Origin of the sequence: Micromonospora sp. NPDC049580 (assembly GCF_040675595.1) — a bacterium.
Lineage (GTDB): Bacteria > Actinomycetota > Actinomycetes > Mycobacteriales > Micromonosporaceae > Micromonospora.
This window is the reverse complement of the sequence record NZ_JBFAPG010000041.1, coordinates 1-23188: the sequence shown is the minus strand read 5'-3', so window position 1 is coordinate 23188 and position 23188 is coordinate 1. Positions and strand designations below refer to the sequence as shown.

General features: G+C 72.7%; 18 protein-coding genes, 1 tRNA gene and 1 pseudogene. 14 read left to right on the top strand and 6 right to left on the bottom strand.

Translation table 11 applies throughout. The features are described 5' to 3' along the window. A pseudogene (locus AB0J68_RS06185) lies at window positions 1-1273 on the bottom strand (hypothetical protein); the annotation flags it as partial. A 137-nt stretch (window positions 1274-1410) separates the two neighbouring features. Here AB0J68_RS06185 and AB0J68_RS06180 point away from each other — a divergent pair. Beyond that, complete coding sequence (locus tag AB0J68_RS06180) at window positions 1411-3129, top strand: hypothetical protein (RefSeq protein WP_363936536.1); 1719 nt, start codon at window positions 1411-1413, stop codon at window positions 3127-3129. After that, window positions 3126-3293, top strand: coding sequence for a hypothetical protein (locus tag AB0J68_RS06175; RefSeq protein WP_158609830.1), 168 nt, complete (start codon window positions 3126-3128; stop codon window positions 3291-3293). Before AB0J68_RS06180 ends, AB0J68_RS06175 begins: the two co-directional genes overlap by 4 nt. 57 nt (window positions 3294-3350) lie before the next feature. Here the strand turns inward: AB0J68_RS06175 and AB0J68_RS06170 are convergent, their stop codons facing one another. After that, a complete protein-coding gene (locus AB0J68_RS06170; protein WP_354859328.1) occupies window positions 3351-4511 on the bottom strand; it encodes a glycosyltransferase family 4 protein in 1161 nt (386 codons plus the stop codon). A gap of 257 nt (window positions 4512-4768) precedes the next feature. Here AB0J68_RS06170 and AB0J68_RS06165 point away from each other — a divergent pair, with 257 nt between their 5' ends. The 6 genes from AB0J68_RS06165 to AB0J68_RS06140 all read left to right on the top strand — a co-directional run bounded on the left by AB0J68_RS06165 (window position 4769) and on the right by AB0J68_RS06140 (window position 15363). Beyond that, window positions 4769-6439 (top strand): VWA domain-containing protein, encoded by a 1671-nt coding sequence (locus AB0J68_RS06165; RefSeq protein ID WP_363936533.1) that lies wholly within the window; start codon window positions 4769-4771, stop codon window positions 6437-6439. Continuing rightward, window positions 6436-10710 carry an alpha-(1->3)-arabinofuranosyltransferase gene (locus tag AB0J68_RS06160; protein WP_363936531.1) on the top strand — a complete coding sequence of 1425 codons (4275 nt, stop codon included), beginning with the start codon at window positions 6436-6438 and terminating at the stop codon, window positions 10708-10710. The genes AB0J68_RS06165 and AB0J68_RS06160 overlap by 4 nt, the downstream gene beginning before the upstream one ends. Then, entirely contained in the window at window positions 10707-11504 is a 798-nt protein-coding gene (locus tag AB0J68_RS06155; protein WP_363936529.1) for a class I SAM-dependent methyltransferase, read from the top strand. Before AB0J68_RS06160 ends, AB0J68_RS06155 begins: the two co-directional genes overlap by 4 nt. Before the next feature lie 91 nt (window positions 11505-11595). Next, window positions 11596-12762: a DUF3068 domain-containing protein gene (locus AB0J68_RS06150; RefSeq protein ID WP_363936527.1), complete on the top strand. Its 1167-nt coding sequence runs from the start codon at window positions 11596-11598 to the stop codon at window positions 12760-12762. 383 nt (window positions 12763-13145) lie between these two features. After that, window positions 13146-13769 (top strand): DUF6230 family protein, encoded by a 624-nt coding sequence (locus AB0J68_RS06145; protein WP_363936524.1) that lies wholly within the window; start codon window positions 13146-13148, stop codon window positions 13767-13769. 73 nt (window positions 13770-13842) lie between these two features. Continuing rightward, on the top strand, window positions 13843-15363 hold the full coding sequence (locus AB0J68_RS06140) for a DUF6114 domain-containing protein (RefSeq protein WP_363936522.1): 1521 nt from the start codon (window positions 13843-13845) through the stop codon (window positions 15361-15363). An 87-nt stretch (window positions 15364-15450) separates the two neighbouring features. Here AB0J68_RS06140 and AB0J68_RS06135 read toward each other — a convergent pair whose 3' ends face one another. Further along, window positions 15451-17121: a DUF885 domain-containing protein gene (locus tag AB0J68_RS06135; RefSeq protein ID WP_363936519.1), complete on the bottom strand. Its 1671-nt coding sequence runs from the start codon at window positions 17119-17121 to the stop codon at window positions 15451-15453. A gap of 120 nt (window positions 17122-17241) precedes the next feature. Between AB0J68_RS06135 and AB0J68_RS06130 the strand changes: the two genes are divergently transcribed. Beyond that, window positions 17242-18228 carry a DMT family transporter gene (locus AB0J68_RS06130; RefSeq protein WP_354859345.1) on the top strand — a complete coding sequence of 329 codons (987 nt, stop codon included), beginning with the start codon at window positions 17242-17244 and terminating at the stop codon, window positions 18226-18228. 18 nt (window positions 18229-18246) lie between these two features. Here the strand turns inward: AB0J68_RS06130 and AB0J68_RS06125 are convergent, their stop codons facing one another. Both AB0J68_RS06125 and AB0J68_RS06120 read right to left on the bottom strand, forming a co-directional pair. Next, a complete protein-coding gene (locus AB0J68_RS06125; protein ID WP_354859347.1) occupies window positions 18247-19317 on the bottom strand; it encodes a PHP domain-containing protein in 1071 nt (356 codons plus the stop codon). 29 nt (window positions 19318-19346) lie between these two features. Continuing rightward, a complete protein-coding gene (locus tag AB0J68_RS06120; RefSeq protein ID WP_355135882.1) occupies window positions 19347-20108 on the bottom strand; it encodes a M23 family metallopeptidase in 762 nt (253 codons plus the stop codon). Between the two features lie 62 nt (window positions 20109-20170). On the opposite strand from AB0J68_RS06120, the gene AB0J68_RS06115 reads away from it, so the two are divergent. The 4 genes from AB0J68_RS06115 to AB0J68_RS06100 all read left to right on the top strand — a co-directional run bounded on the left by AB0J68_RS06115 (window position 20171) and on the right by AB0J68_RS06100 (window position 22128). Beyond that, on the top strand, window positions 20171-20560 hold the full coding sequence (locus tag AB0J68_RS06115; RefSeq protein WP_354859353.1) for a hypothetical protein: 390 nt from the start codon (window positions 20171-20173) through the stop codon (window positions 20558-20560). A gap of 112 nt (window positions 20561-20672) precedes the next feature. Then, window positions 20673-20840 carry a hypothetical protein gene (locus AB0J68_RS06110; RefSeq protein ID WP_167626078.1) on the top strand — a complete coding sequence of 56 codons (168 nt, stop codon included), beginning with the start codon at window positions 20673-20675 and terminating at the stop codon, window positions 20838-20840. Between the two features lie 117 nt (window positions 20841-20957). Beyond that, on the top strand, window positions 20958-21485 hold the full coding sequence (locus AB0J68_RS06105) for a tRNA adenosine deaminase-associated protein (RefSeq protein WP_355064830.1): 528 nt from the start codon (window positions 20958-20960) through the stop codon (window positions 21483-21485). Between the two features lie 196 nt (window positions 21486-21681). Continuing rightward, window positions 21682-22128, top strand: coding sequence for a nucleoside deaminase (locus AB0J68_RS06100; protein WP_355065025.1), 447 nt, complete (start codon window positions 21682-21684; stop codon window positions 22126-22128). A 151-nt stretch (window positions 22129-22279) separates the two neighbouring features. Here AB0J68_RS06100 and deoD read toward each other — a convergent pair whose 3' ends face one another. Then, window positions 22280-22987, bottom strand: a complete 708-nt coding sequence (gene deoD / locus AB0J68_RS06095) for a purine-nucleoside phosphorylase (RefSeq protein WP_030328147.1) — start codon at window positions 22985-22987, stop codon at window positions 22280-22282. Window positions 22988-23062: 75 nt separating this feature from the next. Here deoD and AB0J68_RS06090 point away from each other — a divergent pair. Continuing rightward, a tRNA-Ser gene (locus tag AB0J68_RS06090) sits at window positions 23063-23149 on the top strand. The last annotated feature ends 39 nt before the right edge of the window (window positions 23150-23188 follow it).

Genomic DNA, 23188 nt, shown 5'->3' with positions numbered 1-23188 from the left:
CGCACGCCACCGCCGGGCTGGCGATCATCGAGACCGGATCGGGGTCAGCGGACGGTGCGGGAGGCCCGGCGGGCGGGGACGCCTCGCCGTCGGTCGGTTCGCCGTCGGTCGGCGTCGGTCGGGCAACCCCGACGAGAGCGACACCGACACAGATGGCGGCGACCACCACGGCGTCGCTGACGTAGCGGGGCACCCCGCCGGCGACGCCGCTGAACACGGAGCCGAGCCGGGTGGCCGCCAGCAGCGTCGTGGCGATGATCAGGTAGCCGCCGAGCAGGACCCAGGCGCGGGTGGCCCTGCGGTCCCGCTTCACCGTCAGTACGATCAGCGCGGCGAAGACCGCCCAGGAGATCCAGCGGCCGAGGTCGGGCGGCGCGACCACCGGCGACCCGTCCCCCGCGCCGAGCCAGCCCCAGGGCCCGCCCAGCAGACCCGGCACGAGCGTGGAACCGAACAGTTGGGTGAAGAAGGACAGCACCTCACCCACCGACTCCGGCCGGCGCACGGACGACTCGGCGCGCTGCAGGTAGACCGCGGCGAACGCGCCGACCAGCGCGGTCAGCACCAGCCAGGACGGCCACCAGCGACGCAGCGTCGTCAGCACCGAGCGGACCGGCCCGCCGTCGGTGAGGAAGCAGACGGTGAAGAGGAAGACCAGCGGTACGACCAGCAGTGCCTTCTCGAAGAAGAGCAGACCCAGCAGTACGGCGAGAGCCAGCGACAGCAGGTGCCGCTTGCGGCGGGTGCGGACGTACCTGAGCTGGGCGCCGACGGCGAGCACCATGCTCAACTGCATCGGCAGCATGTTCGCCCCGACCGCCCACCACGAAGTCGCCTCCAGCGTCAGCGGGCTGAACAGGAACATCCCGAGCGGGACGAGCAGCAGCCTGCTCGGTCGCAGCAGGTCGCGCAGCAGCCGGTAGAACGCGACGGAGAGCACCGCCTGACCGGCCGCCATCAACAGCACGTACGGCCAGTAGGTGAGCCCGAAGGCGTCGGTCACCAGCCAGGTGAGCAGTCGGCCGCCCGGCATGAAGTGGTTGTTGTAGAGGGTGAGCAGGAAGCCCGGGGTGAGGGCCGATTCGCTGGACTGCGTGACCAGCACGTAGTCGTCGGCCGCCAGGTAACCGCGGGAGGCGATCTGGGCCCGCCACAGCACGCTGACCACGATCATCGTGACGGCGAGGGGCCGGATCGGATCGGTGCGTACCCGTCCACCGGCCCCGCCGGTTTCGCCACGCGCCGCGCCCACCTCGGATCCGGTCAATGCCATGGCGGGAAGACTGCCACACGGATGACGGGCCGCCCCATCAGGTCAACGGATGGTTCGGGGGCCGCCGGGTGGTCCGCGTACAGTGGCCGCCACCAGCGCGACGGGTGGTCGGGCCGGATCGGGGTGGGGTCGTCAGGATGCGCGAACGGATGGTGCCGCACGGCGTCGCCGCCGCCGTCACGGCGGTGGTCCTGACGCCGCTGCTGCTCCCCGGTTACGTGCTCCGCTACGACATGGTCTTCGTGCCCCGGCAGGCGTTGAGCTGGGAGGTGATCGCCCCGGCCTCGGCGCTGCCCCGGGCCGTCCCGCAGGACGCCGTGGTGGCGCTGGCCAACCAGCTCGTGCCGGGCTGGTTGCTGCAACGGTTGGTGCTGGTGGCGATCATCTACCTCGCGGCGCTCGGCGCGGCCCGGCTGGTGCCGACCGACCGGGTCGCGGTCCGGGTGGTGGCCGCCCTCGGGTACGCCTGGACGCCGTACCTGGCCGAGCGGCTGCTCGTCGGCCAGTGGGGACTGCTGGTCGCGTACGCCGCGCTGCCGTGGCTGGTCCGGGCGGCGATCGGGGTACGGACCGGCCGGCCCGGCGCGCTGCCGCGGCTGCTGCTCGCCGCGGCGGCATCGGCGATCACCCCGAGTGGCGGAGTGATCGCGCTGGTGGCGATCGCGGTGCTGCTGCCCGGACGGTATCCGGGAGCGGCCCGGGCGGTTTCGACCGCGCTGGGCGCGACGGTGCTGCTCAACGCGCCGTGGCTGGTGGCCGGTTTCGTGAGTACCGGCAGCGGCAGGTCGGACCCGGCCGGTGTGCTGGCGTTCGCGGCCCGGGCGGAGAACTGGGCGGGGCCGCTGGTGGCGCTCGCCGGCACCGGTGGCATCTGGAACGGGCAGACCACGCCAGCCTCCCGGGGTGCGCTGCTGGTGCCCCTGGTCACCGTGCTGGTGCTGGCCGTCGCCGGGTACGGCGTACCGCTGCTGTTCCGGCGCTGGCCCGCTCCGGTGGCCGGCCGCCTCGGCCTGCTCGCGGCAGGTTCGTGGCTGGTGGCGGCGCTCGGTGCGCTGCCCGGCGGCGCGGATCTGCTCGGCTGGCTGGTCGCGACGCTGCCCGGCGCGGGTCTGATCCGGGACGGTCAGAAGCTGCTCATCCCGTACGCGTTGGCCCTGGCGGTGGCCGGGGCGCTCGGCGCGGAACGCCTCGCCGACCGGCTCGCCGCCCGGTTCGACCCGGCCACCGGTCGGGTGCTGCTGGTCGGTGCCGCGCTGCTGCCGGTGGCGCTCCTGCCCGACCTGGCGTTCGGCGCTGCGGGTCGGCTCCGACCGGTGGCCTGGCCGGCGGACTGGACCGCGGTGGCGCGGCTGGTCGAGCAGCGGCCCGGTGAGGTGATCTCCCTGCCGCTCCAGGAGTACCAGCGCTACGGGTGGAACCGCGGCCAAGTGGTGATCGACCCGGCGCCCCGGTACCTCGGCGTGCCGGTACTGATCGACGACACGCTGCGCGTTGGTGGGCTGGCGGTGGCCGGCGAGGATCCGCGCGCCGCGCGGGTGCGGGAACTCCTCGCCGCCGGGACGCCGGTGTCGGCGGCCGGCCCGCGCTGGGTGCTGGTGCAGCGGGCGGCGGGGCCGGCGCCGCCGCCGACGTCCCTGGTCGGGCTGCGGATCGTCCACGATGGGCCAGAGCTGACCCTGTACGAGAACCCGCGCTGGTCTCCACCGCCCGCGCCAACCCGGCCCGGACCGGTCGGGCTCGCCCATCTGCTGGCCGGAACGGTGGTGCTGGCCATCGGTTTTTCGGGCACTGCGCGCGCACGCTACCGCGTGGTAGCGTCCCGGCACGCGAGTCCCGCGGAAGGAGAAGGTGGATGAGGAACCTGCCCGCATTCGTTGCCGTCGGGGTGCTCGGGGTCGTGCTCGGCCTGCTCGGTAGCGTCGGTCTGGCGAATGTGCTCAGCCCGTCCGCCAAGGAGGCTGCCACCACGAACGTCAATGGTGAGCAGGGCGCAGAGCCTCCGCTGTACGGCACGCGCTAAGTCAGACGACGAAAGGGCGCCCGCTGGTCGCGGGTGCCCTTTTCGTGGTGCTCGGAGTCAGTCGGCCCGGCCGGTCGCTTGGGTCACCAGTTGGGCGAAGCGGGCCCCGGTCGCCGTCCAGGTGAAGCGGGACGCGTGGTGCAGCGCCGCCTCCCCCATCGCCTTGCGCCGCACGTCGTCGGCCAGCAGTTCGCGCACCTGGTCGGTGAACTCGGCTTCGTCGTCGACGAGCAGGCCGGTTTCGGTGTCGACCATCGCCTCGGCGACCCCGCCGGCGTAGCGGAAGGCCACCGTCGGGGTGCTGCGCGCGGCGGCCTCGACGATGGTGAGCCCCCACCCCTCCTTGATCGACGGGGTGAGCGCCACCCAGGCCGAGGAGAGTACGGCGTGCTTCTCCTCCTCGCTGATGAAGCCGGTGAACCGGACGCGGTCGGCGATGCCGAGCGAGTCACACAGCTCCCGCAGCGGCTGCTCCCACCAACCCTGGCCCGCCACCACCAGCTCCAGGTCGGGCAGCTCGCCGATCAGTTCGGCGACGGCGCGCAATGCGATCTCCACCCGCTTGTGCGGGACCAGACGGCCGAGCACCAGCAGCGACGGGTGTGGGGTGCGCGGCAACGGTGGGCCGGTCACCGGGGGCGTGCCGTTGGGCACCACGTCGATCCGCTCGGCGGCCACCCCCAGTGCGGCCAGCTCCGCCCGGCTGGCCTCCGAGACGGTGACGTACCGGCAGCGGCGGTAGAGCCGGACGGCCAACCACGACTCGATCCACCAGCCCAGCCGGGCCATCCACGGGCCGAAGACGACCGGCCACTGCTCCCGGTGCACGTGGTGCACCAGCGCGATCACCGGGCGGCCGGCGTACAGCGGCGCGAAGAACGGCACCCCATTGCAGACGTCGATCACCAGGTCGGGCCGGCCCAGGCCGCGCCGGCCGAGCGGGCCGAAGCCGAACCGGCCGGCGAGACAGGTAAGCGCGGCGCGGGCGTACACGGTGTGCCGGGAACCGCGGCGCAGCACGCGGACGCCCTCGGCGGTGGTCTCCGCCGGACCGGCGTTGCCGTGCGCGGCGCAGAGCAGGGTCACCCGGTGGCCCATGGCGACCAGTTCGGCGGCGATCCGCTCGAGGTAGACCTCGGAGCCACCACCTTCCGGGTTGGTGGTGTCGCGCCAGTTGAGGAACAGGACGTGGCGTGTGGGGGCGACGGAGGGGTCCACGCTGCTCCTACCGATGAGTAAGTGAGCACGATCGCGCCACCCTAGGGCTGCCCGGCCGGTGGGCGCAATGGGTCGCACCGGCAGCGAAACTCGGATAACCGCTCGTCGATCGGGGTTTGCCGGCGACGGAAAACCTTGGCAGGGTGTGCAACGCAACCGCGTGCGGCGGCCGGCGTCCAGGTGGCGCCGCCCGACCGCCGCGATGGATTCCGACCTGCGCACGGACGCGCCGGTACGTGACGAGGAGGTGGCCGGCGGTGCTGCGCGACGGACTCGCGCCGGTGCGCTCCCTCTTCCGTCGCTCCCCGGTGGTGCTGCTCAGCGCAGCCCTGGTGCTGCTGTTGACCGGCTGGGCCGCCGTGGCCTACGTGCGAGCGGACCGGGGCGTGCCGGAGTGCGCCGAGCGGGTTCGGCTGCGGGTGGCCGCCGCGCCGGTGATCGCTCCGGCCCTCGACCGGATCGTGCGGGCAAGCGTCGGTCGGCAGCCGTGCGTGTCGATCGACGTGCAGGCCCGGGAGTCCGCCACCGTGGCCGGGGACCTGGCCAACGCGGTGGACGTCGCCGACGCCTGGCTGCCGGAATCCACGTTCTGGCTGCGCCGGGCCCGGGCTGGCGGGGCCTTCGAGGTGCCTGGCGAGGGCACCTCGGTGGCGAGCACCCCGGTGGTGCTCGCGGTGACCGAGCCGACCGCGCGCCGGCTGGGGTGGCCGGCGAAGCCGGTGACCTGGGCGTCGCTGATCGGACCGAAGGCCCGTCCGACTCCGGTGGGAGTGCCGGACCCGGCCGCCGACCCGTCCGGGGTCGCCGCGCTGCTCGGGGTACGCGCGCTGGTCGCCGGTGAGCGGCAACCGGCTGCCGCGATGGCGGCCGTGCTGCGCCGGCTCGCGGGCGAGACGTTCTCCGCCGGCGAGGGCGGGGGCGTCCTGGCGCCTGGGGGCGGGCTGGCCAACAGGGCCCAGGCGGTCGCGGCCAGCGAGCAGGCCGTGCTCGACCACAACGCGCTGGCCGGCTCGAACAGGTTGGTCGCCGCGTACCCGGAGATCGGCGTGCCGTCGCTGGACCTGCCGTACGTGGTGCTGCCCGCCGCGCTTGGTCACGTCCGGGATGCGGCCGCGGGCTTCCTGACCAACCTGCTCACTGTCGAGTCCCGGGACACGCTGCTCGGGTTCGGCTTCCGGACGGCGTCCGGCTTCCCTCCGGCAATTCCCGACGACGGTCGACTGCGGGCCGAGGAGCGCCGACCGGTGCCGTTGCCCGCCGAGGAGACGGTCACCGAGGTGCTGAACGGCTGGAGCGGCGTGCAGCGCAGCGCGCGAATCCTCACCGTCATCGACGTCTCCGGCTCGATGGCAGCCCCGGTGCCCGGCACCGGCGAGACCCGGCTCGCGGCGACCGTGAAGGCCGCCCGCGAGGGAGCCGGTCTGCTGTTGGACAACAGCGAGCTGGGTATCTGGGTCTTCTCCACGAAGGTGGACGGGGACCGGGACTACCGGGAGATCCTGCCCGTCGCCCCGCTGCGCGCCCAGCGTGCCCGGCTCGCCGACCGGTTGGCCGCCGTCCGGGTCAAGACCGGCGGGGGCACCGGGCTGTACGACGCGACGTTGGCCGCGTATCAGGACGCCCGGCAGCACTGGACGCCCGGCCGGATCAACCTGGTGCTGGTCATGACCGACGGGCGGAACGAGGACGAGGACAGCATCGGCCGGGCGAAGTTCCTGGCCGAGCTGACCCGGTTGCAGGACCCCCGCCGGCCGTTACCGATCATCTTCATCGGGCTGGGTCGGGACGTCGACCCGGACGAGCTGAACGCGATCGTCAAGGTCACCGGCGGCCGGGTGTTCCGTACCGAGCAGCCCAGCGGCATCCGGCAGATCTTCTTCTCCGCGCTCGCCGACCTGAGCTGCCTGCCGCCGGACTGCCGCCGATGAGCCGACCGCACGTCCGCCGGCTGGTACGCGGGGCGCCCTGGACCCCGCTGTCGCTGCTGCTGCTCGTCGCGATCGCCTTCGGGCAGCGGCCCGGCCAGGTCACCTTCGACACCAAGCTCGACCTGGCCGCGAACCCGATCCACTTCCTGAACCGCGCGCTGCACCTGTGGAACCCGGAGGCGACCTCCGGCGAGCTGCAGAACCAGGCGTACGGCTACCTCTTTCCGATGGGGCCGTTCTTCGCCGGCGGGCAGCTGCTGGGTGTGCCAGCGTGGATCACGCAGCGGGCCTGGACCGCGCTCCTGCTGGCGGTGGCGTTCTACGGGCTGCTCCGGCTGGCCCGGGCGTTGAACATCGGCACCGAACCGACCCGGTACGCGGCCGCGCTCGGCTACGCGCTCGCACCCCGGATGCTCACCGAGATCGGCGCCCTGTCCTCGGAGACGCTGGCCGCGGCGCTGCTGCCGTGGGTGCTGCTGCCGCTCGTGCAGGCCCGCCGGATCGGCTCGCCACGTCGGGCCGCGGCGCTCTCCGCGCTGGCCGTGCTCGGCATGGGTGGGATCAACGCGGCAGTGGTCGTGCTGGCCCTGCTGCTGCCCGGGATCTGGCTGCTGACCCGTCGCTGGGACCGGGCCCACCTGCGCCTGGTCGGCTGGTGGTGCCTCGGTGTCGTCGCGGTGTGCCTGTGGTGGATCGTGCCGCTGCTGCTGCTCGGCGAGTACAGCCTGCCGTTCCTGGACTACATCGAGTCGTCCACCACGACCACCGGGGTGGCCTCGCTCTTCCAGGCCGTCCGGGGCACCAACCAGTGGGTGGCGTACATCGTCCAGGGGGATCCGTGGTGGCCGGCGGGCTGGCTGCTGATCGACCACCCCGTGCTGATGGCGCTGACCGCGCTGGTCGCGTTGATCGGGCTGGCCGGGTTGGCCGGCAACCTCCTGCCGGAACGGCGTTTCCTGGTGCTCGGCTTCCTGGCCGGGCTGACCCTGCTCACCATGGGCTACGTCGGCAGCCTGGACAGCCCGCTCTCGGGGCCGGTCCGGGAGTTGCTGGACGGCCCGCTGGCCCCGTTCCGCAACGTGCACAAACTCGACCCGGTGCTGCGCCTGCCGCTGATGCTCGGCTTCGCGCACGGCGTGGACGCGGTGGTCACCCGGCTGCACAACGCCGCCGCCCGACGCCGGCCCGGCATCCGGCTGCGACCGTTGGCGCTCGTACCGGTGCTGCTGCTGGTCCTGGGCGCCGCCGCGCCGGCCTGGCTGGGGCAGCTGCGACCCGGGCCGGGCTGGTCGGACCTGCCGCCGCACTGGCGGTCCGCGGCCACCTGGCTGGCCGACCGGGACGCGCTGGCCCGGACGTTGATGGTGCCCGGGTCCGGCTTCGGCCAGTACGAGTGGGGGCGCACTGTCGACGAGCCGCTCCAGGCGCTGGCCGGAGCACCCTGGGCGGTGCGGAACCAGATCCCGCTCGGCTCGGCCGGCAACACGCGGGTGATGGACACGGTCGAGACCGTCCTGGCCGGTGGTCGGGGGTCGGCCGGGCTGGCCGACTTCCTGGCCCGTGCCGGCTTCCGGCACGTGCTGCTGCGCAACGACATCGACCGGAGCCAGGTGGACGCTCCGCCGGTCGCGGTGCTGCGCCGTGCGCTGACCGACTCGCCGGGCCTCGCACGGGTGGCGACCTTCGGGAGCACGACCGCTGCCGGTCGCACGCCGGGCAGCCCGGTGGACGACGACGCCGGGCCGGTGCCGGCCATCGAGGTGTACGAGGTGCAGCGCCCGGTACCGGCCGCCTCGGCGGTGCTCACCGACGATGTGCCGACGGTCAGCGGCGGTCCGGAGTCCCTGCTGCCCCTGCTGGAACAGGGGCTGGTGGAACGAGACCGGCCGGTGGTGCTGGCCGGGGACCGCGTCGAGGTGGGGGACGAGCGGTGGATCGTCACCGACGGGCTGCGCCGCCGGGAGCGTGACATCGGCCGGGTGCGGGACAACGTCAGCCAGACGCTGACCGCCACGGAAGCCGGCCGGCAGGGTCGGGTGGCCCTTGACCTGCTGCCGTTCCCCGGCAAGCGGCACCAGACCGTCGCCACCTACCAGGGGGTGCGGGAGGTCAGCGCGAGCACCGCGACCAGCTTCGTGGACAACCTCGCCCCCGCCGACCCGTCGCACCTGCCGTTCGCCGCCGTGGACGGCGAGTACGCCACCGCGTGGCACTCCGCGCCGCTGGCCGGGCCGGTCGGCCAGTGGCTCCAGGTGGACCTGGACACCCCGCGCGCGGTGGACACCGTGTCGTTGGCGTTCGTCGACGACCTCGGGGTGGGCTGGCCGGTGACCCGGTTCCGGATCACCACCGACCGGGGCTCGGTGGACCACGAGGTGGCCGACACGCTGGGTGGGCACTCGTACTACACGCTGCCCGGATCCACCAGCCGCGTACGGGTCACGGTTTTGGGCGTCGCCGGGGAACGACGCGACGGCGGGGTCGGCATCCGGGAACTCACCATTCCCGGCACCACCGCCCGCCGCGCCCTCCAGGCGCCGAACGACCTGCCCAAGGGCTTCCACGGGCCGGTCGCCTGGTCGTTCAGTCGAGGCCCGGCCGACCGGTCCGCCTGTTTCCCGGCAGCCGCTCCCGGCACCGGTTGGGACGCGGCGGGCGCCGGGTCGGCGGGCGACACCGGACTCCGACCGGCCGGCTCGGTGGTGCGGTGCGACCGCTTCCTTGCGCGTGCCGGCGAGGAACCGCTCGGCGTCGACCGGGTGTTCCGCAGCACCACAGCGGGCAACTACCGATTGGCGCTCACCGCCGTGCCCCGACCGGCCGGTCAGCTCACCCTGACCGGCGTACCGGTGGTGGCCACCGTCTCCTCGTACCTGACCGGCGACCCGGCCGTCGCCGGCTACGCGGCCGTCGACGGCGACCCGGGGACGGCCTGGCTGGCCGACACCGGCGACCTCCGCCCCACGCTGCGGTTGCGGTGGCCCGGGCAACGACGCCTCGCCGAGGTGCGGCTACGGCCCGCGGAGCTGCCGGTCGGCTCGCTGCCCACCCAGGTCGAGGTGCGGACCCCGGGCCGCAGCCGGGTGCTGCCGGTCGCCGCGGACGGGACGGTCCGCTTCCCGGCTGTCCGGACGGACCGGATCGAGATCGTGGTCCGGGAAACCGCCGCGCGGGTCGCCGACCGGCGCGGTAACGGCTGGACCGCCACCGCCGGCATCGCCGAGGTGGAGATCCCGGCGCTGGACGACCTGCTCCGCCCGCTGTCCGGCGGCACCCGGATCACCGAGAAATGCGGCACCGGACCGGCCATCGAACTGGACGGCTACCGCTACGAGACCTCGGTGGCCTCCACCCTCGCCGACGTGCTGGCCGGCCGGCCGGCGCCGGTCACGATCTGTGGCACCACGGGAGCGGTGGTGGACCTCCCGGCGGGAGGCCACCAGCTGGCGACCGTACCGTCGGCCGGTTTCGTGGTGCAGGACGCCACCCTGCGTCCGGAGGCGGCGGTGCCGGCGGCCCGGCACCGCGAGGTGACAGTGCTCGACTGGGACCCGACCGACCGGCGGGTCCGCGTGGCCGCCGGTGGCGCGGCGCTGCTGGTGGTGCCGGAGAACGCCAACGCCGGCTGGACGGCCACCCTCGCTGGTCAGAAGCTGGCCACGACCCGGGTGGACGGCTGGCAACAGGCGTGGGTGCTACCCGCCGGCGACGCCGCCGACGTCCGGCTGGTCTTCGCGCCGGACCGGACGTACCGGGGCGCTCTGGCGGCGGGTGCGTTCTCCGCGCTCGTGGTGTTCCTGCTGGCCGCGTGGCCGGTCCGCCGCCGCGCCGGGGTGGACCGAACGATTCCGGCCGAAGGCCCGGCGTGGGCGATCGGCGTCCTGCTGGTCGTGCTGCTCGCCGCCCTGGGCGGGGTGCTGCCGGTGGCGATCGTGCTGGCCGCGATGCTGCTGCGGCAGCTCGCCATCCGGGCGTTGCCGGTGGTGGTGCTCGGCGGCCTGGCGGTCGCCACGGTGACCGCGGTGGCGGGCCGGTTGCAGGGCCACGGGCAGGAGTGGGCGTACGGCCCGTGGGTGCAGGCGGCGATGCTTGTCGCGATCGGTGCGGTCACCGCGGCGGTGATCCCGGCACCCGGCACACCGGCCGCGCGAACGGCGGCGGGCGGGGACGAGCCGGCGACGGACCCGCCCCCGCAGCGGACGACTGTGGGCCCGGCGCGGCCGGAACCACGGACCAGGGACCAGGACGAGGACGGGACGATGGCGCGATGACCACAGCAGACGGGGTGGCTGACCGGGGGGCGTACCGGCGGTTCGCCACACTGGGCCGCTCGGTGACGCTGTTTCGGGCGTTCCTGGTCGAGCAGACCGACCCGGACCACTTCTACGGTCTGCTGGCCGGGGATTCGGTACGTCAGGTGGCGGGCTACACCGCGCTCGCCGGGCGGACCGTGCTGGACGTCGGAGGCGGGCCGGGGTATTTCGCCTCCGCCTTCCGCGCCGCCGGTGCCCGGTACGTGGGCCTCGACCCGGACGTCGGCGACTTCTCCGCCGCCGGGGACTCGGTCGCCGGCATGCTGCGGGGCAGCGGCACCGCCCTGCCGGTCCGGTCCGCCAGTGTGGACGTGACGTTCTCCTCGAACGTGCTGGAACATGTCTCCGCGCCGAGCCGGATGCTTGACGAGATGGCCCGGGTGACCCGGCCGGGTGGTGTGCTCTTCGTGTCGTTCACCCCGTGGCTGTCGCCGTGGGGCGGGCACGAGACGGCACCCTGGCACTACCTCGGCGGCGACCGGGCCCGCCAGCGTTACCAGCGGAGGATGGGCCGGCCGCCGAAGAACCGCTACCGCGAGACACTCTTTCCGGTCACCATCTCGGACGCCCTGCGCTGGGCGCGCGGCAGCGGTGACGTCGAGGTGCTGGACGCGCTGCCGCGTTACCACCCGTGGTGGGCCCGCTGGGTGGTCCGAGTGCCCGGCGTACGCGAGGTCGTGTCCTGGAACTTCGTGCTCGTCCTGCGGCGAACCGGTCAGGAACCGGGCGGCGCGGCGGAAAAACAGAGCTGACCGGGGGTCGCGTTGCAATGTGACCAGGTAGTAACCTCGCGGCCACATCACTGATCGATAGCGGCGAAATTAGCTCCTCCAGGGAGGAAACATGAAGCACCGCGCCATAGGTGCCGTGCTGTTCGGTGGCGGCGTACTGCTCCTGGCGTTGGCCGCCGGATTGGTGTTCGTCGTCAAGCCCGCGATGACCAAGCTGCCCTACGATCTGGAGGCGTCGACGTCCGTCGCCGAGGCGAAGGGTGCCACTTTCCTTCAGATCGCCAACGGCGCCATCGCGATCCACCAGGGCGATCTCAAGTCCACCGTCCTGGTCACACCGAACCGCGAGCAGACCGCCAAGCTCAGTGGCGACCTCAAGGGCGACACGGTGGTCTGGACGGTCGGTCAGACCGTCGACCGGACGGACACCAAAGAGCTGGTGAACGCGTACGGCGCCACGCTGGCGCTGGACCGGGTCTCCGGCGCGGCGGTGAACTGGGACGGTCAGTACCTCGACGACACCGGCACCCGGGAGAAGGTGACGTTCGCCGGCCAGGTCTACAAGTTCCCGTTCAACACCGAGAAGCGGAGCTACGACGTCTTCGACCGCGATCTGCGGAAGGCGCTGCCGGCCGAGTTCAAGGGCACGGAGGACGTCAACGGGCTCGAGGCGTACCGGTTCGAGCAGGTGATCACCGACCAGCAGCTGAACCTGGCCTCCGACCGGATGGCCCTGCTGCTGGGTGCCCTCGCCCCCGGTGCGACCCAGGGCAGGATGACCTACAGCAACACCCGGACGCTCTGGGTCGACCCGGTCACCGGGTCGTACGTCAAGGTGCGTGAGGTGCAGAGTAAGGCCCTGGTGCCGGATGTCGGCACCCCGATCTCGCTGCTCAAGGCCGACTTCACCTACAACGACGCCACCATCGAGGCGTCGGTGAAGCGGGCCAACGAGAGCCGTGGCCAGCTCACCATCCTCGGCGTCTACGCCCCGATCGGCGTGGCGGTGCTGGGTCTGGTGCTGATCGTCGTCGGTCTGCTGGTGGCCCGCCGGGGCGGGACCGCGCCGGCGACCGATGCGCGTCACCGGGCCGACCCGATGCCCACGGGTGACCCGACGCCGACCCGGGTCGACCAGCCGGCGGTGCGGGACGACGAGCGCGAGCGGGAGGGCGGTCCGCTGACCGACGAGATCCCGCCGGCAACGACGAACTGGAAGTCCGAGGATCCGACGGTCCCGTCCCAGCGCTCGACGCCGGGCGGGGTGGAGCAGCGCTGACGCGCGTACGACCGGACGTATGACGAAGGGGTGGGCCGCACTGCGGTCCACCCCTTCGTCATGTCCCGCGACCTGCGCACTTTACATCTGTTACCAGATTGTAATCGGTCTATGCGGCTGTCACTCTCCGTCGCTCTGCCGGGAATGATCACCTGGTTTATGCCCTTTTGAAACTCCTCTGTGGTCGATGGTCTCCACATTTCGTGACGGCGCGACACCGCGTGGGCGGCAGTGTGTTACCGCCCGGTAATCAGGGGGTTGTGAGCCGCGCCGCAACGGGTGCACGATCAGGCTCGATCGTTACCCGCCGGTAATAGATGACGGGCCCGGCGTGGGCCGCCGCCGCGAACGGCCGCCGCGCACATCCACCCGAGGAGGAACCCGTGCAGAATCGGTTAGACAATCAGGGTCGTACCCGGTGGCGGCGCTTCGCCGCCATGATGGTGCCCGCCACGGCGGCTGCCGGCGCCATCCTCTTCGGCATGTCGACCGGCGCGATCGCGTCCGACATCACGGTCTCCGGGCAGACGTTCAAGATCGGTGCCGACCGCCTGGAGGGCGACGGCTTCAAGCAGTACGGCGGCATCGTCAAGGAGAAGAGCAAGGACGGCAAGGACGGGCAGGTGCATCCCATCGCGCTCTCCGAGATCAGGAGCGCCGACCTGTACAACCTCTGCCAGTCCGTCCGCGCCGACCTGCCCGGTACGGACGTGGTGCTCACCATCAACGCGGGCGAGGGCAAGCAGCCCGCCCACGCCGAGGACCTGCTGATCGCGATGGACTCGCTCGACGGCAACGCGACGTTCACCAAGATCCAGATTGGTCGGGATGCCACCGACCTGAACCCGACGGCGCAGGAGGGTTCGTTCGGCCAGAACGCCGACCACGTCACCATCACCAACCTGCAGCAGGTGTCCCGGTACACGACCGCGGCAACGTTCAACCTGGTCGGCCTGCGGCTCAAGGTCAACGTGGGCGACGACGCCAAGGGCAAGGAGTGCTTCTGAGCTGAGTCTGGCCCGCGGCGACTCACCGCCGCGGGCCCGCCCATCCCCGTCCCCGCTCCGCCAGGAGGAGTACGTGACAACCGCCAACCCGTCCCATGTCCGGCCGAGCAACGCGGCCCAGGCGTGGCGGAGGTTCCGCCGCTGGCGACGGAGCCGGCCGTTCTGGGGCGGCCTTTTCACCATCCTGGCCGGGGTGGAGATGTTCGCCTCCACCCGGATGACCATCAACGGCCTGAGCTTCCACAGCGGAGCCACCGGGCTGCTCTCGCTGCTGATCCCGGTCATCCTGGTGACCTGTGGCCTGCTGCTCTGGTTCACTCCGGCGCAGCGGCTGTTCTACTCGATCGTCGCGGCGGTCACGGCGGTCTACGCGCTCATCGGGCTCAACCTCGGCGGCTTCTTCGTCGGCCTGCTGCTCGGCATCGTCGGCAGCGCGCTCGCCTTCGCCTGGACGCCGACCCGACCGGCGTCCGCCGCCCCTGACCCGGCCGCTACCGAGCCGACCGCCACCGAGCGGTCTGCCAGCGACCCGACCGTCGCTGACCCGGCTGTCGTCGAGCCGGCGGGCACGGGTGAGGCGCCGCAGCACCCGGACGAGCACCGACCCGAGCGGGGCGCCGACTCCGCACCGGCCGGGATCGCCCCGGCCGACGCGACCGACGGCCGGACCGGCTCTGTGGCGGACCCCGACGCGGGCGCGTCCGGCCGTGCCGTTGATCCGCGTACCTTCGGTGTCGCCCTGGTGGTGCTCGGCCTCGCCACCGCCGGCCTGGCCGCCCAGCCTCGGCCGGTGCAGGCCGCCCCGACCCTCCCCGTCGCGAGCGTCTGCCCCACCCGGCCGGCGACTCCATCGCCCACTCCGAGCGCGCCGACCGCCACACCGGCACCGAGCGCGAGCCCGCACCGGGATGGCAACGTCGTCACCGACATCCTGAACGGGATCGGTGACCTGCTCACCGGCGGCCACCGCCGCGACGCCGCGACACCGTCGACAAGCCCGACCGCCACGCCCTCGGCCAAGCCGACCGCCACACCGACGGCCCGTCCCGGGTCCACGGCCTGCCCGGCCCCAGGCCGGCCGGGCCGACCGGGCGCGACGACGCCGGGTTCGGCGAAACCCGGCAGCGTGGAGCCGGGCAAGCCGCTGCCGCGCATCGCCGACGACCCGACCCTGCCCAGGGTGGCGCAGACACCGTCCAAGCTCACCGGGTCCTCGGTCCGGATGACCGAGCTGCGGTTCGAAGGCGTCACCGAACTGGACACCGAGAAGGGGCACCTCAAGGTCCTGAAGTTCAGCATGCGGGAGGCCGTGACCGAGGACTTCCTGCTGCAGGCCGACGGCCCGCAGGGGCGCAGCCAGCGGTACGCGACCGACCGGCTGACCGTCAGCGGAGACGTGGCCTTCTACGCCACCCGGTTCGTCGGCCGCCTGCTCGGCATCAAGATCACGCTGACTCCGGACCTGCCGCTGCCGAACGGCCTCCCGGTCACCTCACCCATCCCGATCACGTTCACCGACCCCGTCATCGACCTGGCGTACGTCACCAGCAACACCCTGACGGCGAGGCCAGCGCTGGCCCTCACCCTCGCCTGAGTGGTGGGTGGTCGACCGGACCGGACCGGGCGCGGACGCGACGGGTGCCGGCGGTCGGCCCGCCGGCACCCGGAGTCGTCGACGGGCTCAGAGCCGTGCCAGCGCCTTACGCAGCGGGTCGAGACCCAGCGCGCCCAGGTCCAACGCCTGCCGGTGGAACTCCCGCAGGTCGAAGTCGGCGCCCTTGCGGGCCTTGGCGTCCTCGCGGGCCTGCAACCAGATCCGCTCACCCACCTTGTACGACGGCGCCTGCCCCGGCCAGCCCAGGTAGCGGTTCAGCTCGAAGCGCAGGTTCTCGTCCGGCACCCGGCAGTGCGCCCGCATGAACTCCCAGCCCAGCTCGGGCGTCCACCGCTCGCCCGGGTGGAAGCCGAACGGGTTGTCCTTCGGGATCTCCAACTCCAGGTGCATGCCGATGTCGACGATCACCCGGGCGGCGCGCATCGCCTGGCCGTCGAGCATGCCCAGCTTGTCGCCCGGGTCCTCCAGGTAACCCAGCTCGTCCATCAGCCGCTCCGAGTAGAGCGCCCAACCCTCGCCGTGCCCGGAGACCCAGCAGAGCAGCCGCTGCCAGCGGTTGAGCAGGTCGGCCCGGACGGCGGTCTGCGCCACCTGAAGGTGGTGACCGGGCACGCCCTCGTGGTAGACCGTCGTCACCTCCCGCCAGGTGGAGAAGTCGGTGATGCCCTGCGGCACCGCCCACCACATCCGACCCGGCCGGGAGAAGTCCTCGCTCGGGCCGGTGTAGTAGATGGCGCCGTCGCTGGTCGGCGCGAGGCAGCACTCGATCCGGCGGACCTGCTCCGGAATGTCGAAGTGGGTGCCGTGCAGCTCGGCGATGGCCTTGTCGGCGAGCGCCTGCATCCAGTCGCGGAACGCCTCCTTGCCCTGGATGGTCCGGGCCGGGTCGGCGTCCAGCGTGGCCACCGCCTCGTCGACCGTCGCGCCCGAGCCGGCGATGCGCCCGGCGACGACCCGCATCTCCGCCTCCAGGCGGGCCAGCTCCGCGAAGCCCCAGGCGTACGTCTCGTCCAGGTCGACCTTCGCGCCGAGGAAGTACTGCGAGGCGAGTTCGTAGCGCTCCCGGCCGGCGGCCTGCTTGTCCCGACCGTGCGGGGCCAGCTCGGCCCGCAGGAACTGGCCGAACTCGGCGGTCGCCGCGGTGGCCGCCGCTGCGCCCCGGCGCAGCTCGGCGCCGAGCGTGCCGTCCGCGCCCAGTCGTTCGACCAGGCCGTGGAAGAAGTTGTCCCCGGTCGGGTCGGTCCAGGTGTCGCACTGCTTGGCCACCTCGACGAGCTGCACCTTCGAGCTGACCCGCCCGTCGGCGAGCGCCTCGCGCAGCGTGGTCTTGTAACCCTCCAGCGCGCCGGCCAGGCCGTTGAGCCGGGCGGCGATGTTGGCCTGGTCGTCGGCCGTCGCGGTCGGCATCAGGTCGAACACCATGCGGACCTCGTGCAGCCCGCTCTCGATCACGCTGATCTCGCTCGTCGTCTCGCCGGCCTCGTAGCGGGCCAGGTCGAGGCCGAGCCGTTCCTGCATGGCCTCCTTGGCGGTGCGTTCCGCCTCGGTGTCCGGCTCGGTCACCTCAAGCTCGGCGAGTGTGCGGCGGGTGAGGTCGGCCTTGGCCTGGTAACCGTCGGGGGAGAGGTCGTCGAGCTGGTCGTCATGGCCGGCGATGCCGACGTAGGTCGCGCCGGTGGGGCTCAACGGCGCCCACTCGGCCACGTAGCGGTTGGCGAGTTCATCAATTCGTCCCACAGTGCGACACTACGTGACCACCCCGCCTGGATGTCGACGACGTTTGTCGTGTTCAGGTGCCAGATCCAGAGGGCGGAAAGCCGCGGGACTTTGTCGTACCCGTCCGGCAGACTGTCAGGAGTGACCACCGACATCGCTCCTGACAAGGCGCCGTTGCGTGCCTGGCTGCCGGGCTTCTTCGCCCTCGCCGCCATCTGGGGTTCCAGCTTCCTGTTCATCAAGGTCGGCGTGGCCGAGCTGCACCCCGTCCAGCTGACCCTCTACCGCGTCGTCGCCGGCGCGCTGACCCTGCTTGTCGTCCTCGCGGTGCTGCGCGACCGACTGCCGCGCGAGCCCCGCGTGTGGGCGCACCTCTTCGTCGTCGCCGCGTTCGGCGTGGCCGTGCCGTTCACCCTCTTCGGTTACGGTGAGCAGCGGGTCGAGTCGATGCTCGCCGGCATCTGGAACGCGACGACGCCGCTGATCGTGCTGCCGCTCGCGGTGCTGGTGTTCCGCACCGAGCGGTTGACCGTGCGCCGCGCGATCGGCCTCGGGCTGGGCTTCCTCGGCGTGCTCGTGGTGCTCGGGGTCTGGGAGGGCATCGGCGGGGCGCACTTCGTCGGGCAGTTGATGTGCTTCGGCGCGGCCGCCTGCTACGGCGTCGCCATCCCGTACCAGAAGCGGTTCGTCGCGGGCAGCGCGCACTCCGGCCTCTCGCTGTCCACGGCGCAGTTGCTGCTCGCCGCCGTCCAGCTCGCCGTCGTCACCCCGTTCGTCGCGGGTGCGCCGCCGCTGCCCACCGAGCTGTCGCCGAAGGTGGTGGCCAGTGTGCTGACCCTCGGTGCGCTCGGCACCGGGCTCGCCTTCGTCATCAACATGCGCAACATCCGGGTGGCCGGTGCGAGCACCGCCTCCACCGTCACGTACCTGATTCCGATCTTCGCGGTGCTGATCGGCGCCGTGGTGCTCGACGAGCGGCTCAACTGGCACCAGCCGGTCGGCGCGCTCATCGTGCTGCTGGGGGTCGCGGTCGCGCAGGGCCTGTTCGGCCGTCGCAAGCCCCGCCCGGTGGTCGGCGTCGGCGTCGGCACGCCCGCCGCGCCCGCCGCCGAACCCGCCCGCAGGTGACCCCGACCGGGCCGCTGGTCAGGCCCGGTCGTGTGTCCACTCCACCAGTTGCTCGGCCGACCAGGTGTTGACCACCCGGTCGGCCGGGACGCCGCAGCGGGCCGCCCGCTCGCAGCCGAACCGCTGCCAGTCGAGCTGACCGGGCGCGTGCGCGTCCGTGTTGATCGCGAAGCGGCAGCCCGCCTCCAGGGCACGGCGGATCAGCCGCTTCGGCGGGTCCTGCCGCTCCGGCCGAGAGTTGATCTCAACGGCGGTGTCGTGCTCCGCGCAGGCGGCGAAGACCGCGTCCGCGTCGAAGTCGCTCTCGCTCCTGGTCCGCGCCCGGTGCCCCCGATCACCCGGGCCGGTCACCCCCGCCGGCCGGGACGACACCATCCGCCCGGTGACGTGACCGAGAATGTCCAGGTGCGGGTTGGCGACCGCCGCCAGCATCCGCCGGGTCATCTTCGCCCGCTCGTCCTTGAGGCCGCTGTGCACCGAGCCGACCACCACGTCCAGCCGGGCCAACAGCTCGTCGTCCTGATCGAGCGAGCCGTCGGCGAGGATGTCCACCTCGATCCCGGTCAGGATCCGGAAGCCCTCGGGCAGCGCCGCGTTGACCTGCGCCACGTGGTCGAGCTGCCGGCGCAGCCGCTCGGCGGTCAGCCCCCGCGCCACCGTTAGTCGGGGCGAGTGGTCGGTCAGCACCAGGTACTCGTGGCCCAGCTCCACCGCGGCCAGCGCCATCTCCTCAATCGGGGAGCCGCCGTCGGACCAGTCCGAGTGGGTGTGGCAGTCGCCGCGCAGGGCGGCGCGCAGCGCCGTGGCCTCGGCGTCCAGGTCGCTGCCCTCGGTCGCCACCAGCCGGCGCAGATAGACCGGTTCCTCGCCGGCCAGGGACTCCGCCACGCAGCGGGCCGTCACGTCTCCCACGCCCGCCAACTCGGTGAGCGTGCCCTTGCCGGCCCGCTCGGCCACCTCGGTCGCCGGGAGACCGGCCAGCGCCTTCGCCGCCGAACGGAACGCCCGCACCCGGTAGGTGGCCTCGTTCGCCCGCTCCAGCAGGAACGCGATCCGGCGCAGGTCGGCTATGGGGTCCCGGGCGCTCATCCCACCGAACCTAGTGCGTACGAGCCGCGTCAGGGAGCCTTCGGGCAGCCGTGTTCGCGCTGCCACGCGGTCACCTCGGCGGCGGGTTCCCGGTTGCCGCCGCGCCGCCACGAGTCCAGATAGCGCGCCGGCCAGAGCACACCGCGCCGGATCCACCACCCGTCCTTGCCGGTGCACGGCGGCGAGATGCCGAAGTGCACGTGACAGACGTTGTTCGCGTTGCCGGTGCGGCCCACCTTGCCGAGCTGCTGCCCGGCACGGACCCGAACCCCCGCCTCGATGCCGGCGCCGACCACGCTCAGGTGCGAGCCGTAGTAGCGCACCCCGTCGTCGCCGAGCAGCGACACCGACAGGCCGCCGTTGTCCGGGCCCTGCGGCCCACTCTTGGAGTACCGGTCGACACGACTCACCTCCAGGACCTTGCCGTCGGTCACCGCCACGAACGGCTCACCGCAGTCGGCGAACACGTCCGTCGCCGGGTACGCCCCGTGCGTCGTGTGGTAGTCCACGTTGTCGGCGCGTACCGGAAAGACGTGCCGGAGCCCGGCGCGGGGTGCGGTCGGCGACGGCCTGGCCGACGACGGCGTCGGGCTGGCCGGGCGGGTCGTCGGCGTGGCCGCCGGCGCCGCCGGCTGCTCACCGGTCGCCCAGACCGCCGACGGCGACGCCGCGGCGCCATCCGGCGGCACCCCCGGCCGGGTGGTCGCGCAGCCGGCGGCCAGCACCGGGGCGAGCAGCAGCAGGATCGGGTACGCCGGACGCACGCGGCGACCGATCGTCGGCGAGGGCATTCGGTCATCCTGACAGACCGGTACCGTGGGCACGAGCGACGCGCGTGAGGGGAGGGCAGTCGATGACCATCGCCCGACCCGACCCCGTCCCGGATCCCGGTCCCGCCCGCCCGGCGTCGCGTACCCCGTCGGGGCTCTTTCCGGCCGGGCCGCCGACCAGACCCACCTACCGCGAACCGCACCCGGTGACCGGCGGCGGTGTCGCCGCCGGCGGCGGCGCGGCGGCTGCCTGGCTGCTGCTGTTCGGGCTGCTGGGCACCGACGTCGCCAGGTACGCGTGGTGGACTGTGGTGGCCGGCCTGCTGGCCTGGCTGACGGCTCTGGTGCTGGTCCGCTACGGCGATCGCGGCGTGGCCACCGGGGTGGCCATCGTCACCGCCGGTGGTTGGAGCATCGCTGCCGCCGTGGTGGCGGTCCGCTGGGCGACCAGCGGTGACTGGCCGCTGTGGTGAGCGTGTTCGGACCGGCCCGGATCCGGGGGCGGACGACTGCGCCGCGTGCCCGGTTGGCTGCGTAGCGAACGCCGTCTTGACGTGGCTGTCGATACTCGGCACGCTCGGCACTATGGCCTGGACCACCCCGCGGCAGGACCCGGATCGCAACCGCCGCCGCCTCCAGTTGCTCGCCGAGTTGGCGGGCGCTCGGGCGGTACGCCAGCGCAGCCGGCCGCAGCGACAGCGCACCGAGCGTCTGCGCCAGCTCATCGCCACCCGCCGTCGGGTAGCCGGCTGATCCGACTTTGTCAGGTTTGGCTGGCGTCTCGGGGCGTTGACCGGTCGCCTGCCGACCCGACCGGCTAACGTGCACCCTTGACGAGTCGGCGCTGTGCCGAGGGCTTTTGGGGGAACCGTGTCGTACTTCGCTGCGGCCGTGGTGCGTGACGACAGTGGCTGGACCGCCGCCGAGGTCAGCCTGCGGGGCGCCACCGACATCGATGAGGTCGCCGACCGGCTGCGCGACGTCGACCAGGAAGCGGACGTGTCGCTGCTGTTCGTCGAGGCCGACGATGCGTACCTGGTGATTCTGCGTCTCGATGAGGGCGAGGATCTGCGGGTGTTCGGCTCGGACTCGGCGTTCGCCGAGGAGTCCCGGCTGGGTCAGCTGCTGGTCGGTGACCTGAAGACGTCCGTGACCGGGCTGGACGGCGACGACGAGCCCCGCCTGGCCGCCGGCGGCGACGACGAGAGCGAGCAGCCCGCCGTCGATCCGGAGGCCGACCCGGTGGGCGACGCCGACCTGCTGGCCAACCTGGGCATCTCGGCGCAGAAGCTGCTGACGCTCTGCGGCACCGAGGGGATGCTGCCGGCGGACGTCACCGCCGAGATCTGTGAGGTGCTCGGATGCGCCGACGAGGTCGAGGAGTTGCGTGAGGTCTGACCCCGCCGGGTCGGCAGCACGCGGTGGGATCGTTCCGGCGGGTGGCGCGGAGCCTGCCGACGCCACCGATCCGCTGTTGGAGGCGATCCGGCCGGGGCAGCCGACGCCCGGCGCGGTGGGTCGAGCCGGGCCGGGCGCGCACGAGGAGCTGGCCGACCCGGGTGACCTCGGCCGGCGGCAGCGGCACGAGCTGTGGATGCGCCGGGCCCTGGAGGTCGCCGTCACCGGCCCGACGGTCGACGACGCGGGCCCGGCCGACGTGGACGACGTGCCGGTGGGCGCTGTGCTCTACGGTCCGGACGGCACCGAGCTGACGATCGGGCGCAACGAGCGGGAGTTGACCGGCGACCCCACCGCCCACGCCGAGGTGCTGGCCCTGCGCCGGGGCGCCGAGCGCGTCGGTCGGTGGCGACTGGACGGCTGCACCCTGGTGGTCACCCTGGAGCCGTGCACCATGTGCGCGGGCGCGCTGGTGCTGGCCCGGATCTCCACCGTCGTCTTCGGCGCCTGGGAGCCCAAGACCGGCGCCGCCGGCTCCCTGTGGGACGTCCTGCGCGACCGCCGGCTCAACCACCGCCCCGAGGTCTACGGCGGCGTGTTGGAGACCGAGACCGCCGCCGTCCTGCGCGCCTTCTTCCGCTGAGACTGCCGCGCCCCCGTCCGCTGTTTCGGCCGCCGGCTGGACGTCGCGCGGCCGGGGGAGGCCGCGCGCCAATGAGCGGTATGACTCACCGGAATATTTATGACTCTGAGTCATACGGCTCTCGGCAGTGACACCGCCCCGCCGGGACGGATCAGGCGATGATCGTGTCGAGCGCGATCTCGACCATCTGGCTGAAGGTCTGCTCGCGCTCCTCCGAGGTGGTCTTCTCTCCGGTCTTGATGTGGTCGCTGACGGTCAGCACGGTCAGCGCGCGGGCCTTGAACCGGGCGGCGATCGTGTAGAGCGCCGCTGACTCCATCTCCACCGCCAGCACGCCGTAGTCGGCGAGCGTGTCGTAGAGGTCCGGCCGGTCGGTGTAGAAGGCGTCCGCCGCCAGGATCGGTCCGACGTGCATGCTGATGCCGCGCCGCTCGGCCACCTCGACCGAGGTACGCAGCAGCCCGAAGTCGGCCACCGGGGCGTAGTCGATCAGCCCGTCGAAGCGCATCCGGTTCATGTTCGAGTCGGTGGACGACCCGATCGCCGCGACCACGTCGCGCAGTTGCAGGTCGGTGCTGAGGGCGCCGCAGGAACCGACTCGGATCAGCGTCTTCACGCCGTACTCGTTGATCAGTTCGTGGGCGTAGATGGAGGCGGACGGCATGCCCATGCCGGAGCCTTGGACCGAGACCTCGACGCCGTTCCAGCGGCCGGTGAAGCCCAGCATGCCGCGAACCGTCGAGTAGCAGGTGGCGCCCTCGAGGTAGGTCTCCGCGATCCACTTGGCCCGCAGGGGGTCACCCGGCATCAGGACCCGCTCGGCGATCTCGCCCGGCTTCGCGCCGATGTGCGTACTCATGGCAAAGATCCTGCCAGGCCGGCCCGAGCGATACCGGTTCGGCGTCCGAACCGGCGGTCCTGTACCCTCGTCGGCGGTGGCGTGTCCGAGCGGCCTAAGGAGCACGCCTCGAAAGCGTGTGAGGGTTAACGCCCTCCGAGGGTTCAAATCCCTCCGCCACCGCTCGTGAAATGCAGAAACGCCCGGTCGATCCGTGAGGAT